This window comes from Myroides indicus, assembly GCF_004364575.1.
GTDB classification, from domain to species: Bacteria; Bacteroidota; Bacteroidia; order Flavobacteriales; family Flavobacteriaceae; genus Flavobacterium; species Flavobacterium indicum_A.
The window spans coordinates 1-16,466 of sequence record NZ_SOAG01000030.1 but is presented as its reverse complement, the minus strand read 5'-3'; the positions used below and the strand labels follow the sequence as shown (position 1 = coordinate 16,466).

13 protein-coding genes are annotated in these 16,466 nt (G+C 35.2%); 8 read left to right on the top strand and 5 right to left on the bottom strand.

Going from position 1 to position 16,466, the window contains the following annotated elements; translation table 11 throughout:
• Window positions 1-46: 46 nt before the first annotated feature.
• The 5 genes from secG to miaB are packed head-to-tail and all read right to left on the bottom strand — an operon-like array spanning window position 47 to window position 4,628.
• Window positions 47-424, bottom strand: a complete 378-nt coding sequence (gene secG / locus C8P70_RS11650; protein ID WP_133713493.1) for a preprotein translocase subunit SecG — start codon at window positions 422-424, stop codon at window positions 47-49.
• A gap of 3 nt (window positions 425-427) precedes the next feature.
• The gene (locus tag C8P70_RS11645) at window positions 428-1,339 is read right to left on the bottom strand and encodes a tetratricopeptide repeat protein (protein WP_133713492.1); all 912 of its coding nucleotides are present in this window, start codon (window positions 1,337-1,339) and stop codon (window positions 428-430) included.
• 23 nt (window positions 1,340-1,362) lie between these two features.
• Window positions 1,363-1,866: an LPS assembly lipoprotein LptE gene (lptE, locus tag C8P70_RS11640; RefSeq protein WP_133713491.1), complete on the bottom strand. Its 504-nt coding sequence runs from the start codon at window positions 1,864-1,866 to the stop codon at window positions 1,363-1,365.
• 2 nt (window positions 1,867-1,868) lie between these two features.
• Window positions 1,869-3,149 (bottom strand): sigma-54 interaction domain-containing protein, encoded by a 1,281-nt coding sequence (locus tag C8P70_RS11635; RefSeq protein WP_133713490.1) that lies wholly within the window; start codon window positions 3,147-3,149, stop codon window positions 1,869-1,871.
• Window positions 3,150-3,179: 30 nt separating this feature from the next.
• Complete coding sequence (miaB, locus tag C8P70_RS11630; RefSeq protein WP_133713489.1) at window positions 3,180-4,628, bottom strand: tRNA (N6-isopentenyl adenosine(37)-C2)-methylthiotransferase MiaB; 1,449 nt, start codon at window positions 4,626-4,628, stop codon at window positions 3,180-3,182.
• Window positions 4,629-4,880: 252 nt separating this feature from the next.
• On the opposite strand from miaB, the gene topA reads away from it, so the two are divergent.
• The 8 genes from topA (at window position 4,881) to abc-f (ending at window position 16,351) form a co-directional block, all read left to right on the top strand.
• A complete protein-coding gene (gene topA / locus C8P70_RS11625) occupies window positions 4,881-7,367 on the top strand; it encodes a type I DNA topoisomerase (protein WP_133713488.1) in 2,487 nt (828 codons plus the stop codon).
• A 1-nt stretch (window position 7,368) separates the two neighbouring features.
• Complete coding sequence (locus tag C8P70_RS11620) at window positions 7,369-8,520, top strand: formimidoylglutamase (protein WP_133713487.1); 1,152 nt, start codon at window positions 7,369-7,371, stop codon at window positions 8,518-8,520.
• A 126-nt stretch (window positions 8,521-8,646) separates the two neighbouring features.
• The gene (gene porK, locus C8P70_RS11615; protein ID WP_133713486.1) at window positions 8,647-10,047 is read left to right on the top strand and encodes a T9SS ring complex lipoprotein PorK/GldK; all 1,401 of its coding nucleotides are present in this window, start codon (window positions 8,647-8,649) and stop codon (window positions 10,045-10,047) included.
• Between the two features lie 59 nt (window positions 10,048-10,106).
• Complete coding sequence (gene porL, locus C8P70_RS11610) at window positions 10,107-10,775, top strand: type IX secretion system motor protein PorL/GldL (protein ID WP_133713485.1); 669 nt, start codon at window positions 10,107-10,109, stop codon at window positions 10,773-10,775.
• Window positions 10,776-10,800: 25 nt separating this feature from the next.
• On the top strand, window positions 10,801-12,363 hold the full coding sequence (gene porM, locus C8P70_RS11605) for a type IX secretion system motor protein PorM/GldM (RefSeq protein ID WP_133713484.1): 1,563 nt from the start codon (window positions 10,801-10,803) through the stop codon (window positions 12,361-12,363).
• Window positions 12,364-12,402: 39 nt separating this feature from the next.
• The gene (porN, locus tag C8P70_RS11600; protein ID WP_133713483.1) at window positions 12,403-13,290 is read left to right on the top strand and encodes a type IX secretion system ring subunit PorN/GldN; all 888 of its coding nucleotides are present in this window, start codon (window positions 12,403-12,405) and stop codon (window positions 13,288-13,290) included.
• A gap of 73 nt (window positions 13,291-13,363) precedes the next feature.
• Window positions 13,364-14,428, top strand: coding sequence for an NAD(P)/FAD-dependent oxidoreductase (locus C8P70_RS11595; protein ID WP_133713482.1), 1,065 nt, complete (start codon window positions 13,364-13,366; stop codon window positions 14,426-14,428).
• 6 nt (window positions 14,429-14,434) lie between these two features.
• Window positions 14,435-16,351, top strand: a complete 1,917-nt coding sequence (abc-f, locus tag C8P70_RS11590) for a ribosomal protection-like ABC-F family protein (RefSeq protein WP_133713481.1) — start codon at window positions 14,435-14,437, stop codon at window positions 16,349-16,351.
• The last annotated feature ends 115 nt before the right edge of the window (window positions 16,352-16,466 follow it).

Below are 16,466 nucleotides of genomic sequence, written 5' to 3'. Positions count from 1 at the left end.
TGCCAGCTTGACAGGGCTGGCATTTTTATATGTTGTTTTTGACAGCTTATTCTGCCGTATCAGGAGTTTCTGTTTGTGGAGCGTCACCTGTATTTTCAGCAGGAGCAGTTTGTTGCTCTTCTGGGGTTGCAGGTACTTCCATAGTAGGCGTTGCTTTCGCATTTGGATCCAGTAATTTAGAATCGCCTGTTGCACCACCACTAAAGCTAATACTTGACATTATAATCAAAATAATAAGTACAGCGCTTAATGTCCAGGTACTTTTGTCTAAAAAGTCATTTGTATTTTTTACACCACCCACAACGGTAGAACCTCCGAAAGAAGAATCTAAACCGCCTCCTTTAGGGTTTTGAACCATAATTACTACTACAAGTAAGAAACAAACGATAGCAATTAATACTAAAAATATTGTAAATGTATTCATGCTTTATAAACTATTATATTGTTGTAATGCTTTGATATCTGATATTTGGTTTGCAAAGAAACTACTTTTTTCTGGATATTTCAAAATTAAAATTTCATAAGCTTGTATTGCTTTTTGATATTTTTTTTGTTCCAAGTAAATTCTTGCAAGCGTTTCGGTCATTAAATTAGAGTTTTCCTGAATAGACATCTCAATGTTTATGGGAGCTGATGTCGTTTTTTTTGTTGGAGAAATTTTAGGGTTTGTTTCTATAAATTTATCGATTAAGTCTATTTTTTTTTGCTTAAAATCGTCTAAAATAACTTCTTTTTTATCTAAAAGTTCTTGATTTGAGGGTTTGTTTGAATTATTATTTCTTTCTATCGGAGCTGTACTAGCTAATTGAAGCCACTCGTGAAAGGAATGTTTTTCGTTTTCAGAAAACTTTAATGGAGAGTTTACCTCTAACTTGCTTTCTAAATTTATAATTTCAAGTTTTTCTGAAGCTGTGTTTTTTATAAATGGTTTTTCTTGAGTTACCAAATTAGATGCACTTTCTTGCTCAATGGTATTGATGCTGTCAAGTAAACTATTTATAGCAGGCTGCTTTTCATCTGCTAAATGCTGCTTTGTATTTTCTTTTGCTGAGTTAGTTTGACCGGTAGCTAAAGAGTCCAGTGAAATAGGTTTGTAACCTGTAAACTCAGGTGATGTGATGAAATCAAATAAAGTATCTCTGTCGCGCGTATAAGCAGCGGTCTTTTTTAATTCAAGATTATATGACTGACTTTTTTGAAGGTATAAACTTTTTAAATACAAACTTCTGACCGATTGAAAATATGGGAAATCGGAAAGTAATCTGTTGAAATCATTAGCATCATTTCCCGCAATATGATGGGGTTGATGCAATAAGATATGTAAATCGTTTTTGTTCAAATTTTCTTGGTTTTACAATATGATTACCATTTTGCTAAAGATTCATTAAAGACATCTTGCGTGATTTTTTCATAAATTTCGTCTAAAGCAGCACTTAATGTAGAACCTACTAATTGTGCGTTTGCATCATAGTCATAGTAATGTGAAAAGCGTTTTTCAAAATCATCGTCGGGTGTTCTTTTATTGATAAAGCGAACATTGATAGCAATATAAAGCCTGTTTTGAGCTGCTCTTTGATCGGCAGTAGCGGTCATCGGACTAATGCGAAAATCTATTATTTCTCCTTCATAAATCAAATCACCGTCTGTATTAGTTAAACTTAGACTGGTTTGATTTTGAATTAAATCCTGCAAAGCCAGTGTAAATGTACGCTCTATGCCAGGTTCAACTAAAGCAGCATTGTTCTGGAAGTAATTTACCTGAAAAGTGTCTGCATCAATTTTTCCTGTTCCCGTAAAGTTATAATACTTACAGCTATGAAAAAAGGTTAAAATTAAAATTAACGATAAAATAGATTTAGCTTTCATAACTACAAATTGTATTGTTTAATTTTTCTATATAAGGTGCGTTCTGATATCCCCAATTCGTCAGCTGCTGCTTTTCGCTTTCCTTTGTTGCGTTCCAGTGCTCTTTTTATCAGTTCAACCTCTTGTTCCTCCAAATTTAAAGGCTCGTCTTCTATGGTTTCTGCAATGAGATAATCATCATCGTCATGATCAAAGGCAGATGAAGAAGTTGTTGCTGCGGCAATATGAGGCGGCTGTAATTGTAAAACGTCTCCTTTAGGTGTTGAATGTGAGCGATAGTCTTCTGTTTCAGAAGGTTTTTGTCCGTAGATGCGTTGAATCAGATTCTGATTAGATTCCTGCACTTGATTTTTATCGTGTTGGAGAAGTTCTAGTGTTAGTTTTTTCAAATCGTTTAAATCGCTTTTCATGTCAAAGAGAACTTTGTATAAAATTTCTCTTTCACTGCTAAAATCGGATTCTTTTTTTTGCTGATTGACTAATGAAGGCAGTTGTCTATCATGATTTGGGAGATAACTCTGTAAAACTTGTAAGGTGATAATGCGATTGGTTTCCAAAACTGATATTTGTTCGGCAACGTTTCTCAATTGACGGATATTTCCATCCCATCTGTATTTCGTAAGATACGCCGCGGCATCTGTTTCTAGTTTGATAGGCGGCATTTTATATTTATGGGCAAAATCGGCAGCAAATTTCCGAAACAGCAAATGAATGTCTTCTCCTCTTTCTCTTAAAGGAGGAAGGTTGATTTCAACAGTACTCAGTCGATAGTATAAGTCTTCCCGGAATTTACCTTTTTCTATAGCCTCAGTCATATGTACGTTAGTAGCGGCAATAATGCGGATATCTGTTTTTTGCACTTTTGATGACCCTACCTTGATGAATTCTCCGTTTTCTAATACTCTTAAAAGACGTACTTGAGTAGTAAGAGGAAGTTCTCCTACTTCATCTAAAAATATAGTTCCTCCGCTGGCTTCTTCAAAGTACCCCTCACGCGTGTTAACAGCTCCGGTAAATGCTCCTTTTTCGTGTCCGAATAGTTCACTATCTATTGTTCCTTCTGGGATAGCCCCACAGTTTACAGCAATGAATTTTCCGTGTTTTCGGTGCGAAAGAGAGTGAATAATCTTTGGAATACTTTCTTTTCCTACCCCGCTTTCTCCGGTAACCAGTACAGAAATATCGGTCGGAGCCACTTGAATTGCTTTTTGTAAAGCGCGGTTTAGTTTCGGGTCATTACCAATAATTTCAAAGCGTTGTTTTACATTCTGAACGTTGTCCATTCGTTTCTCTGTATTTATTAACAATTGTAACTAAGACTGCATAGAGGAATAACCTGTAGCTTTGCCTTGTAGAGTTGCAGAGGTACAGTCTGTAACTTTTACTTCAACAAAATCTCCCACTTTGTAGTTATCTTTTGGGAAAACTACAGTTATGTTTTGAGAGTTTCTTCCTGCCCATTCTTCTTCTGAGCGTTTTGATGTTTTTTCGATTAAAACTTCAACGGTTTTACCTAAAAATCGCTTGGTTCTTTCTAATCCGATCTTATTTTGCATTTCAATTACTTCGGATAAACGGCGCTTTTTAATTTCTTCCGGTACATCATCTTCCAGTTTTCGGGCGGCTAATGTTCCCGGTCTTTCAGAATAAGCAAACATATAGCCAAAATCGTATCGGGCATATTCCATTAGAGAAAGAGTGTCCTGATGGTCTTTCTCCGTTTCGGTAGGGAATCCGGTAATCATATCTTGAGAAATAGAACAATCAGGGATTATCTGATATACTTTATCGATCAGCTGCATATATTCTTCGCGAGTATGTTGGCGATTCATCTCTTTTAAGATTCTCGTGCTTCCGGACTGAACTGGTAAGTGTATGTATTTGCATACGTTGTGGTATTTGGCGATTACGTGTAATACTTCTTCGTGCATATCCTGAGGGTTTGACGTAGAGAATCTAAAACGCATCTTAGGAAATGCTGTAGCGCATTGTTCTAATAGTTGGGCAAAATCAACTGCTGTGGCTTTTTGCATCTCGGTTGCTTTGCTGAAATCTTTTTTGAGTCCGCCACCATACCATAAATAAGAATCTACGTTTTGTCCTAAAAGAGTAACTTCTTTAAAGCCTTTTTCATACAAATCCTTAATCTCGGTAATAATACTCTGCGGATCGCGGCTTCTTTCTCTTCCGCGGGTAAAGGGAACTACGCAAAATGTACACATATTGTCACAACCTCTCATGATAGAAACAAAAGCGGTAACTCCGTTGCTTTGAAGGCGTACCGGTGCAATATCGCCGTAGGTTTCTTCTTTGGAAAGAATAACATTGATAGCGTCCCTGCCTTCTTCTACTTCTTTAAGCAAATTGGGTAAATCCTTGTAGGCATCCGGGCCTACAACCATATCAACAATTTTTTCTTCTTCTAGAAACTGATTTTTTAAACGCTCCGCCATACAACCCAATACACCTACTTTCATGTTTGGTTTGTTTTGTTTATATCGGTTGTATTGATCTAATCGTTTGCGAACTGTTTGTTCGGCTTTATCCCGGATAGAGCAGGTGTTAACCAATACTAAATCGGCTTCTTCTATCTTATCGGTTGTGTTATATCCTTCATTGGAAAGTATAGATGCTACAATTTCACTGTCTGAGAAATTCATTTGGCAGCCGTAACTTTCTATAAAAAGTTTTTTTGTATTGTGTTGTTTTTGTTCTAATTGCAGACTTGTGCCTTGTTTGTTTTCGTCAATTACCTTTTCCATAAGAATAATGCACTAAGCAGATTTTTAATTATACGGCAAAGATACTTTTTTTTGCGCAACTGACAAGTTGACAGCTGTTTTTTAATGTTTTAAAATGACCTCATTATAAATAAAACAATAAGATTGCTTAGGGGGAGGATATATAAGGATTGAGTAAAGGAACACAAAAGCTTTGCAAAAAAACTATTAAAAAGGCTCTCAAGCCTAGTTATTAAAAAAAATCTATATTTTTGCTTCACAAAATAATGAAGTATGGCAAAAAATTTAGTGATTGTTGAGTCTCCTGCAAAGGCAAAAACTATAGAAAAATTTTTGGGGAAAGATTATCAGGTCGAATCTAGTTATGGACATATAGCAGATTTGCCCTCTAAAGAGATAGGAGTAGATGTTGAAAATAATTTTAAACCTAAATATGAAGTTTCTGGCGATAAGAAAGCCGTAGTTAAGAAATTGAAAGATTTGGCGAAGAAGGCAGAGACGGTGTGGCTGGCTTCGGATGAAGATCGCGAAGGAGAAGCCATCGCCTGGCATTTGGCAGAAGAACTCAAATTAAGAAAAGAGAATACGAAACGAATTGTATTTCACGAAATTACTAAATCTGCCATTTTAAAAGCGATTGAGAATCCTAGAGCTATTGATTATAATTTGGTAAATGCTCAACAGGCGCGCCGTGTGCTTGATCGACTAGTGGGGTACGAATTGTCTCCTGTATTGTGGAAAAAAGTAAAAGGAGGATTGTCTGCAGGAAGAGTTCAATCGGTTGCCGTAAGGTTAATCGTGGAGCGCGAGCGCGAGATAAATGATTTTAAAGTAAATTCTACCTATAGCGTTGTAGCTGAATTTGTAACTGGCGAAGGAAAAACTATCAAAGCCAGACTTCCTAAAAATTTTACAACAGAGTCAGAAGCAAAAATGTTTTTAGAAAAAAACATCAATGCACTATATAAGGTAAGCAATCTGGAAACTAAACCTGCTAAAAAAACACCGGCAGCACCGTTTACTACATCGACTTTACAACAAGAAGCATCCCGAAAGCTCTATTATTCAGTAGGGCAAACTATGATGCTTGCTCAACGTTTGTACGAAAGTGGACTAATTACTTATATGAGAACGGATAGTGTAAACTTGTCTCAGGATGCCATGAAAGCAGCGGCTGCAGAAATTACAAAATCGTATGGAGCGGAGTATTCTAACCCTAAAACGTATACTACGAAAGCCAAAGGGGCTCAAGAGGCGCACGAGGCAATTCGTCCGACTAATATGGCGCTGCACAATGCACCGGTAGACAGAGATCAGGCGAGATTATACGATTTAATATGGAAACGAACACTAGCCTCGCAGATGAGCGATGCAAAATTGGAGAGAACAAGCGTATATATAGAAGCGGATAAATATAAAGAACAATTTACAGCTGCTGGAGAAGTATTGCTGTTTGACGGATTCTTAAAAGTATATTTAGAAGGTCATGATGATGAGGAGGAAGAAGCAGAAGGAATTTTACCGGCATTAAAGGTTGGTGAAAACTTAACACGTAAAAATCTAACAGCTACCCAGCGTTTTTCTAAACCGGCAGCGCGTTATACAGAAGCTTCTTTGGTTAAGAAATTAGAAGAACTTGGGATTGGAAGACCTTCTACCTATGCACCCACTATTTCTACAATCATAGCTCGTAATTATGTAGAAAAAGGAACAACTGAAGGAAAAGAAAGGGATTATAAGTTATTGGAGCTAAAGGAAGGTGTAGTAACAGTTCAAAATCTTGTCGAAAAAACAGGATCAGATAAAGGGAAAATGATTCCTACTGATATAGGCATTATTGTTAATGACTTTTTGGTAAAGAACTTTAAAACCATTTTAGACTATAATTTTACAGCTAAAGTTGAGGAGGATTTTGATGCAATTGCTGCTGGAAATGAAGATTGGGCGAAAATGATGAGGGATTTTTATAATCACTTTCATCCAAATGTAAAAAATGTAGAAGAAAATGCAGAAAGAGAATCCGGAGAAAGAGTTTTGGGGAGTCATCCTGAATCGGGTAAAACTGTTTTAGTAAGATTAGGTAAATTTGGACCGATTGCTCAAATAGGAGATCCGGAAGATGATGAAAAACAGTTTGCAAGCTTAAAAACAGACCAAAATATCGGAACGATATCATTAGAAGAGGCTTTGGATTTATTTTTATTGCCTAAAATGCTGGGAGACTATAAAGGGGAAGAAGTAGAAGTTAATAACGGGAGATTTGGACCCTATGTGAGAGTTGGAAAAACATTTATTTCTCTTGCAAAAGGAGAAGATCCTCTGGATGTAACATATGAAAGAGCTTTAGGTCTGATCAAAGAAAAAGAACAGGCTGATGCTCCCATTGCAACTTATGATGGATTGCCGGTTCAAAAAGGAGTAGGACGCTTTGGTCCTTATTTAAAATGGAATGGTATTTTTATTAATGTCAATAAAAAATATGATTTCGACAATCTTTCTCAAGACGATATAAATGAATTAATAGAAGATAAAGTAAGGAAAGAAAAAGAGAAGGTAATTCACAATTGGGAGAGCGAGGGAATTCGTGTAGAAAAAGCTCGTTGGGGAAGGTCTGTCATTATTAAAGGAAAGACGAAAATAGAACTGAGTAAAGATGTGGATGCTGCAGCACTTACTTTAGAAGAAGTTAAAACGATGGTGGAAGCAAAAGCAGGATCTGCTAAAAAAACGACGAAAAAAACAACTACCAAGAAAAAATAAAATCATGTTTGAGCTATTAGAACCTCTTAATAAAGAATTTCTGAATTATATAGACGGACTTTCAAGCCAGACAATGGGTAAAAAAGTTACTTTTTTTTCAGGAGGAGAGTTTGAAGATTTTTCTAAATATCAGTTAGCGGTAATTGGCGTTACAGATAACAGAGGTCTGAATAATGGAAACGAAAAAATAGACCTGCTCAAAATTCGAAAAGCATTTTATTCTCTTTTTCCCGGAAACTGGGGACTTCAGATTATCGATTTGGGAAATATTTTAAATGGAGATCGGCTGGAGGATACTTATTATCTGTTGAAAAACATCGTGTCCGAACTGATTAGAAATGATGTAATCCCTATTGTTCTTGGAGGATCTCAGGATATGACGTATGGTATTTACAGGGCATATGATCGTTTAGACCAGATGGTAAATCTGGTTGTTGTAGATCAAAAATTAGATTTAGTTAAAGAGGGAGGAGTTCCGGCAGAAAGCTTTTTATCAAGAATTATTATGGAAGAGCCAAATAACCTGTTTAACTTTTCCAATATGGGTTATCAAACATATTTTAATTCACAAGAAGAAATAGATTTAATAGATAGCCTTTATTTTGAAGCTTACAGAGTTGGAGAAATTGCAAATAATATTAAATTAGCAGAACCGGTTTTAAGAGATGCGGATGTTGTCAGTATGGATGTGAATGTGATCAAGTCGGGAGATTCTGGTAATTTGGAGTTTTTTAACCCCAATGGCTTCAATGGAAGAGAAATCTGCGCATTGTCCAGATATGCTGGCTTAAGTGACAGAGTTAGCTCTTTTGGTATATTTAATTATAATAATAGCCAAACAGAAGCGTTATTAATAGCACAGATTTTATGGTATTTTGTGGAAGGAGTTAATTTCAGATCCGGAGAGTACCCTTTTGTGGATAAAGAAAGTTATTTTAAGTATATTGTGCCTATTGAAGGATATGAAGATCTGATTTTTTACAAGAGCGATTTGACTGAAAGGTGGTGGATAGAGGTTCCTTTTGGGCTTAATGTTAATGAAAAACTAATAAAAAAAATAATGCTTCCATGTGCTTACGAAGACTATGAAATGGCTATTTCACAGCAGTTGCCAGATAGATGGTGGAGGACTTTTAAAAAAAATTTGATGTAAAATTAATATTTAACATTTTCGAGTGTTAAATATAATTTAAATTTTTTTTAGTTTTGTTTTGTAAAATTAAAAATAATTGAATACGTTTACACTTTCAAGAGTTGTATATAAAAACCTATAGAATATATGAAGAAGATCATTACGTTAGGAGCAGTTTTAGCTTTAGCATGTAGCTGTGGTACCGGAGATCGAGGTGAATTGTTAAATGGAGTTGAAGGGAAGAGATGGTCTAGCGATAAACCTCATGGTATGTCTTTAATCCCTGGTGGGACATTTACAATGGGACAAACAAACGAAGATTTCTTGGGCGCACAAGATGCTCCGACGAAAACCGTTACTGTCGGTTCGTTTTATATGGATGAAACTGAAGTCACAAACAATCAGTATAGAAAATTTGTTGAATGGGTAAAAGATTCTATTACCCGCACAAAATTAGCTATTGCTGCAGACGATATGGGGATGACTAGAGAATCGGGAGGAATTGGAGAATATGCCTTTTTAGATAATGAGGAAAACGAAGACAGAATGACTCCTTATCAAAAATATATGTATGACAATTATTACAGCATGGATATGAGTGATGATTTATATTCTGGTCGTAGATTAAATAAAAAAGTACGTCTAGCAGCTACACCTGATAGATATCCCGATGAGTATTATGTAGAAGTAATGGATTCCTTATACATTCCTGCTTCTGAAACATATAATGGAGTTACGACTTTTGATGTTTCAAAATTAAAATTCCAATATACCTATGTGGATTTAGATGGTGTGATTGGTGATAACAGTGAAAACACAAGAAGCAAAAGAAGCAGACATTTAAAAACGGAATCTTTGTTAATTTATCCGGATACTACTCGTTGGATAAAAGAATTTCAATATTCTTATAATGAACCAATGCATAATGACTATTTTTGGCATGAAGCATTTGGGGAGTATCCTGTAGTTGGAGTAAACTGGCATCAGGCAAGAGCATTTTGTGCATGGAGAACGATGTATAAAAATGAATATCGAAAAACAAGAAGACAAACTCAAGAAATGAATGAATATAGGCTTCCTATGGAGAGCGAATGGGAATACGCAGCACGAGGAGGTCTTGAAGGAGGTATGTATCCATGGGGAGGTCCTTATACTACAGATGAAAAAGGATGTTTTATGGCAAACTTTAAGCCAACGAGATTTGATTATGCAACAGACGGAGCATTGTATACTGCAGAAGCAAGAGCTTACCCGCCAAATGGATATAACTTATATAATATGGCAGGGAATGTTGCAGAATGGACGAGTTCTTCGTACGATCAGTCGTCTTATGATTTCATGACAAGTTTGAAGCCTAGAAATAGAAGTACAGAAAGTCCTTTAAAAGTAGTACGTGGAGGTTCTTGGCGAGATGCGGCTTATTTCTTACAGGTAGCTACTCGTGATTCTGAGTATGCGGATTCTTCCAGATCATATATTGGATTTAGAACTGTAAAATCAGTTTCAGGGTCGTATTCAAGAATGAACGTAAGCAAAATGGCGCGTTAATTTTAAACCAAACATTTAATTATAAATTATTAAGAACATTTTTAAAACACATAAATATTATGGCATTACCTAAAAAAGTAGTAAACTTCTGTTATGGAATGGGAGCTTCAGTAGTAATTATCGGTGCATTATTTAAAATTACACATATGGAACTTGGTCCTATTAATGGTAACAATATGCTTACATTAGGACTGGTTGTTGAAGCTATTATTTTTGCTATCTCTGCTTTTGAGCCAGTAGATGAAGATTTAGATTGGGCAAAGGTATATCCTGAATTAAAAGGAGGAGAGCCTAACCAAGTAAGAGTTGCAGGTGGTGGAGGTTATGGAGTTGCTTCTACTGAAGAAGAAGGAATGTTGTCTAAAAAGTTAGACGATTTGTTAAAAGAAGCTAAAATAGACGGTCAATTAATGGGAAGCTTAAGAAATAGTATACAAAATTTTGAAGCTGCTTCTAAAGAAATTACGCCAACAATTGATGCAATCGCTTCTACTAAAAAGTACGCCGAGGAGATGTCTTTGGCGGCAGCACAGCTTGAGTCTATAAACTCTATGTATAGAGTACAATTAGAAAGTGCAACAAGAAATGCAGAAATCAATAAAGAAGTAGCAGAAAACAATATAAGGCTAAAAGACCAAATGGCAACGCTAACAAGTAATTTATCTTCTTTAAATACAGTTTATGGCGGAATGCTTTCTGCTATGGGCGGGTCAAGAAATGCTAATTAATTTAATCTATTAAAAAGGTATAATAATGGCAGGAGGTAAATTATCCCCAAGACAAAAGATGATTAACTTGATGTATCTGATTTTCATCGCTATGATGGCTCTTCAGATGTCTAAAGAAGTTTTATCAGCTTTTGGAATGGTTAACGATAAGTTTGAAGAAGCTAATAAAACAGCTCTTGAAACCAATAATTATTTGTTAGAAGGTTTGGAAGGCAAGGCGGCGGATGATCCGACCCGATATGCAGAACCAAGCAGAAAAGCAAAAGAAATCAGTAAAATAACAAGTGAATTCTATAACTATTTAGACGGTGTAAAAAGAATTATAACTGATCCTTTGGAAGAAAGTAGAGAGAATGGAAAGTTGCCGGCAGAGAAAATGGAGAAAGGAGATGCATTAGATAAAGCTTTCTTTAATGGTGATAAATATTCTCAACAAGGAGAAGAGTTTGTAGGACAAATTGAAAATTACAAAGCTCAAATTTTGAAGGTGATAGGCGAAGATGTTAAATTTCAGCCTATTGTAGCTGATTTACAGAATCGTTTTAATATAGAAGCTGTTAAAGATGGCGAAGGAGTTGTAAAGCCTTATCTAAATTATCATTTTCAAGGATTCCCGGCTATCGCTTCTTTGACTAAGTTTTCAACAATGCAAAATGATGCCAAAGTTATTGAACATGAAATTTACAATAGCTTATTAGGAAATACGTTAAGTCAGGCTGCATCTATGAAAAATTATGCCGCAATTGTGATTCCTGAAAAATCTGCATTTTTTGCAGGAGAAAACTTTCAAGGTAAAGTTGTGTTAGGTCGTTACGATAAATCTACTGTTCCTACTAAAGTAGTTGTAAACGGTCAAGATATTGATTTGTCAACAGCTTTAGAAGACGGACAGGTTAATATATCTTTTGGAACTGGAAATGTAGGAGAACATGAAATCAACGGACAGTTTACTTTTATGGAAGATGGGGAAGCTATTCCTATTGATATTAAAGGAAACTATGTGGTTGTGCCAAGACCGAATTCAGCTAATATTTCAGCAGATAAAATGAATGTAGTATATAGAGGTGTTGTAAACCCTATGACCATTTCGTTTGCAGGTATCTCCGATGATAAAGTATCAGCATCTGCTCCGGGATTGAGTAAGGGTAGTAAGCCAGGACAATACAGCATGCGCCCTCAGTCTGGAAGAGAAGTAACTATTAATGTAACAGGTCAGCTTCCTGACGGAACATCTGTGAGTGATAGACAAACTTTCAGAATTAAAGATATTCCTGCTCCTCGTGGTACAGTACGTGGTGAATATGCGGCAAAAGGACCAAAATCAAATCTTGAAGTGGTTACAATTGGTGCAAAACTTGAGGACTTTGATTTTGAAGTTGGACTAACTGTTACAGGTTTTGTAGTTCAAGTGCCAGGACAACCAAGTGTAGTTGTACAAGGAAATAGAATGAACGACCGCGCTAAATCTGCTATCAGTAAGGCCAGATTAGGAGATGTAGTAGTGATATCGGATATCAAAACAAAATTAGACGGTGCGGGTGACTATGCTCTTAAGAGAACAGCACCTTGTACATTCGAGATTATGTAATTTCGAAGAAAATTTTAAAAGAAGAAAATTTTGAATAATATGAACTGGAAAAAAATCTCACTATTTGTAGTGTTTTCGATCTTCTCAATAAACGCTTTTGCGCAAGCAAATTTATTGAACGCGAAATCAGCGAGCGAAATTGGAATGAAATCTATTGCAGAAATTTACGCTAAAAGCGAAGGACCAATTCCATATGGCTATGTAGCAGATAAAGACATACTTTTCGGAATAAAAGTATGGGAAAACATTTCTCTTGAAGAGAAAGCAAATGAGGCTTATTATTATCCTATAGAAGAAGTTATAACAGATGGACGTAAGTCTCTCTTTCAATCTTTGATAGATGGTATTAAGTCTGGAGCAATTACTGAAGTATATGACGGAAGTGATTTTAAAACAAAAAGGACTTTAAAAGATTTAGATGCATCTTTTGTAAAAATCGATACTACCGATGCCGGAATTGAATATTACAATGCTGGTGAGGAAATTCCAGAAGAATATATTCAGAGAATTGAATTGAGACCTTCTGATGTAAAAGAATACCATATTATGGGACTTTGGTATTTTGATAGAAATGAAGGGCAATTAAAGTACAGGCTTTTAGGAATAGCGCCAGTGGTTGTAGATTTATACACTAAAGGTTCAGAAGTTGAAAACTTTGTGGAATTATTCTGGATTTTCTTCCCGGATGCACGTAATGTGTTGTTCGAGAGCGAGGTGTTTAATTCTAAAAATCCTATGAATCCTATCAATTTTGATCATCTGTTGAATTCCAGAAGGTTTGCTGCTACCATTTATAAAGCAGACAACCAATATGGAGATCGTCGTATAGATGAGTATATTGAAGGCAATGATTTACAATTATTATTTGAAGGAGAAAAGATCAAAGAATTGATTAGAAACCTTGAAGATGATATGTGGAATTACTAATTTTGTATTCCAAATCTAAAAAGCTCCTATCTAATTTAGATAGGAGCTTTTTTTATCAATAAAACATGGGATAATGAAGAAGCAATATGATTATATAATTGTAGGGGCAGGCTTGGCCGGAATTTGTTTAGCGGAAAAGCTGGAAAGTGAAGGAAAATCTTTTATAATTATTGATGGCGAAAAACATTCGTCTACTCTTATCGCAGGCGGAATGTATAATCCAGTGGTATTAAAAAGATTTACAGAGATTTGGAAGGCAGAAGAACAATTGTCAATAGCACTTCCATTTTATAATCAATTAGAAGCTAAGTTAGGTGTCAAAATAAAGTATGAATTGCCTTTATATAGAAGGTTTTTTTCTGTCGAAGAACAAAATAACTGGTTTTGTGCTTCAGATAAACCTAATCTAGAAAAATATTTATCTCCAAATTTAATCAAAAAAGAAATTAACGGAATAGTATCTTCTTTCGGTTTTGGCGAGGTACTCGATTCCGGATATGTAAATACAGCCGTGCTGCAAAATTCTTACAGGGATTATTTGCAAAAAATGAAGTTGTATAAGAAGGAAATATTTGAGTACAATTGTATGAATTATAGTGAAGATGGCGTAAGCTATAAAGATTTAAAGGCAAATTATATTGTCTTTGCAGAGGGGATGGGGATGCATAGCAATCCTTTTTTTAGGGATTTACCATTAGACGGTACCAAAGGAGAATTACTTTTGGTAAAAATTCCTAATCTGTCAATAGACTTTATTTTAAAAGGAGATATTTTTCTTATTCCACTTGGTGACGATTTGTATAAAGTTGGGGCGACTTATAATTGGGAAGATAAAACAGACATCCCCACGGAAGAAGGAAAAAAAGAATTAGTTGACAAGTTGAAAGCAATTGTTGAATTAGATTTTGAAATTGTAGACCACAAGGCTGGGGTTCGTCCTACCGTAAAAGACCGCAGACCACTATTGGGACGTAGCAAAGAATCCGATAGAATTTATGTTTTAAATGGTTTGGGAACAAGAGGGGTTTTATTAGGTCCTTTTTTGGCAGAGGCTTTGTATAATAAAATAGAAAATAATATACCTTTAGAAGAGAATATATCCATTCACAGGTATAAGAAATTTAAACTAAAGAATTAAATTAAAATGTTGAACATACATAACTTATCTGTTTCTTTTTCAGGAGAATATTTATTCGAAAGTGTTACATTCCGAATCGGAGCAGGCGACAGAGTGGGATTAGTTGGTAAAAACGGAGCCGGAAAATCTACGATGCTCAAACTTTTGTCTGGTGATATGGAGCCGGATACTGGTAGTATTGCAACTGAAAAAGATTTGAAAATTGGCTTTTTAAGGCAAGATATTGATTTTATTCCAGGGCGCACTGTCTTGGAAGAAGCATATCAGGCTTTTGAAGAAATTAAAGAAGTAGAATTTTCACTGGAAAAAATAAATAAAGAATTAGCGGATCGGACAGATTATGAATCTGAAAGCTATAGTGAACTTATTGAAAAATTAAGCGATTTAACACACCGGTTTGAAATTATTGGAGGGTACAATTACGTTGGAAATACGGAAAGAGTGCTTTTAGGCTTGGGGTTTAAAAGAGAAGAGTTCAATAATATGACGGATACCTTTTCCGGAGGCTGGCGTATGCGTATTGAGTTGGCTAAACTACTGTTGCAAAATAACGATGTACTATTGCTGGATGAACCTACGAATCATTTGGATATTGAGAGTATTATCTGGCTAGAGCAATTTTTGAAAACTTATCCCGGTGCAGTAGTTATTATCTCACATGACAAAATGTTTTTGGATAATGTAACCAACAGAACAATTGAGATTTCACTTGGTAAAATATATGATTTTAATAAACCCTATTCGAAGTATCTAGTTCTTCGTCAAGAGTTAAGAGAAATGCAGCTGGCAGCTCAAAAAAATCAAGCGAAAAAGATTGAAGAAACTGAAAAGCTAATTGAAAAATTCCGCTATAAAGCAACAAAAGCCTCAATGGCACAATCTTTAATCAAAAAGCTGGATAAAATTGAGAGAATTGAGGTAGATGAAGATGATAATACAGTATTAAATATTTCTTTTCCTGTTAGTATAGATCCTGGAAAAGTTGTTCTTGAAATAGAACATGTGACTAAGCGCTTTGGAAATAAAGTCATTTTTAAAGATATTGATCTACTGGTAGAAAGAGGGAGTAAAATTGCTTTTGTAGGGCAGAACGGACAAGGAAAATCTACATTGATTAAAGCGATTATTGATGAATTTGAGTATGAAGGCAAAATTAAGTTGGGACACAATGTTCAGATTGGTTATTTTGCTCAAAATCAAGCGGATTATTTAGATGGAGAAAAAACACTTCTAGACACCATGCTTGATGCAGCTAACGACAGCAACCGGATCAAAGTCAGAGATATGCTTGGATCATTCCTGTTTAGGGGAGATGATGTGGAGAAAAAAGTAAAAGTTTTGTCAGGAGGTGAGCGTAATAGGTTGGCTTTATGTAAAATGCTTTTATCACCGATCAATGTATTATTGATGGATGAGCCTACAAACCATTTAGATATTAAATCTAAGAACGTTTTAAAGATAGCTTTGAAAAATTTTAAAGGGACGTTAATTTTAGTTTCGCATGACAGAGATTTTTTACAAGGTTTGACAGAATTTGTATATGAATTTAAAGATCAAAAAATAAAAGAATATCTGGGGGATATTAATTATTTTTTAGAAGAGCGCAACGCGCAAAATATGCGCGAAATAGAAAAAAAAGAAACCGCAGAACTAAATAAAGAGAAAAAGGAAGAAGTAAATAAAATACAGGGTCTTTCCTATGAAAATCAAAAGAAAATAAAGTCGCTTCAAAACAGACTGAGTAAAATAGAAAACGAAATCAATGAGTTGGAAAAAAAAGTTGCAAAAGACGATGTTCGATTAGCAACTGATTATGAAAAACTAATGAACGATCCGACTTTTTTTACTGAATATGAAAATAAAAAACATCGCATTGAGAAGCTCATGATTGAATGGGAAGAAATTCAAGAAGAATTACTGTAAATAAAAGAGGGTTATTAATCTAGTCATGGTCGGAAGATTAATCTTCCGACTTTTTTTTGTTTAAAATGTAAGGTAATGTATACATTTGGCTTAAGAAAGTAAAGTATATGAATAC

What these genes read in the sequence shown, in the direction of transcription:
- secG (WP_133713493.1), bottom strand. Translation starts at nt 424, where the DNA reads ATGAATACATTTACAATATTTTTAGTATTAATTGCTATCGTTTGTTTC.
- lptE (WP_133713491.1), bottom strand. Translation starts at nt 1,866, where the DNA reads ATGAAAGCTAAATCTATTTTATCGTTAATTTTAATTTTAACCTTTTTT.
- C8P70_RS11635 (WP_133713490.1), bottom strand. Translation starts at nt 3,149, where the DNA reads ATGGACAACGTTCAGAATGTAAAACAACGCTTTGAAATTATTGGTAAT.
- miaB (WP_133713489.1), bottom strand. Translation starts at nt 4,628, where the DNA reads ATGGAAAAGGTAATTGACGAAAACAAACAAGGCACAAGTCTGCAATTA.
- topA (WP_133713488.1), top strand. Translation starts at nt 4,881, where the DNA reads ATGGCAAAAAATTTAGTGATTGTTGAGTCTCCTGCAAAGGCAAAAACT.
- porK (WP_133713486.1), top strand. Translation starts at nt 8,647, where the DNA reads ATGAAGAAGATCATTACGTTAGGAGCAGTTTTAGCTTTAGCATGTAGC.
- porL (WP_133713485.1), top strand. Translation starts at nt 10,107, where the DNA reads ATGGCATTACCTAAAAAAGTAGTAAACTTCTGTTATGGAATGGGAGCT.
- porM (WP_133713484.1), top strand. Translation starts at nt 10,801, where the DNA reads ATGGCAGGAGGTAAATTATCCCCAAGACAAAAGATGATTAACTTGATG.
- porN (WP_133713483.1), top strand. Translation starts at nt 12,403, where the DNA reads ATGAACTGGAAAAAAATCTCACTATTTGTAGTGTTTTCGATCTTCTCA.
- C8P70_RS11595 (WP_133713482.1), top strand. Translation starts at nt 13,364, where the DNA reads ATGAAGAAGCAATATGATTATATAATTGTAGGGGCAGGCTTGGCCGGA.
- abc-f (WP_133713481.1), top strand. Translation starts at nt 14,435, where the DNA reads ATGTTGAACATACATAACTTATCTGTTTCTTTTTCAGGAGAATATTTA.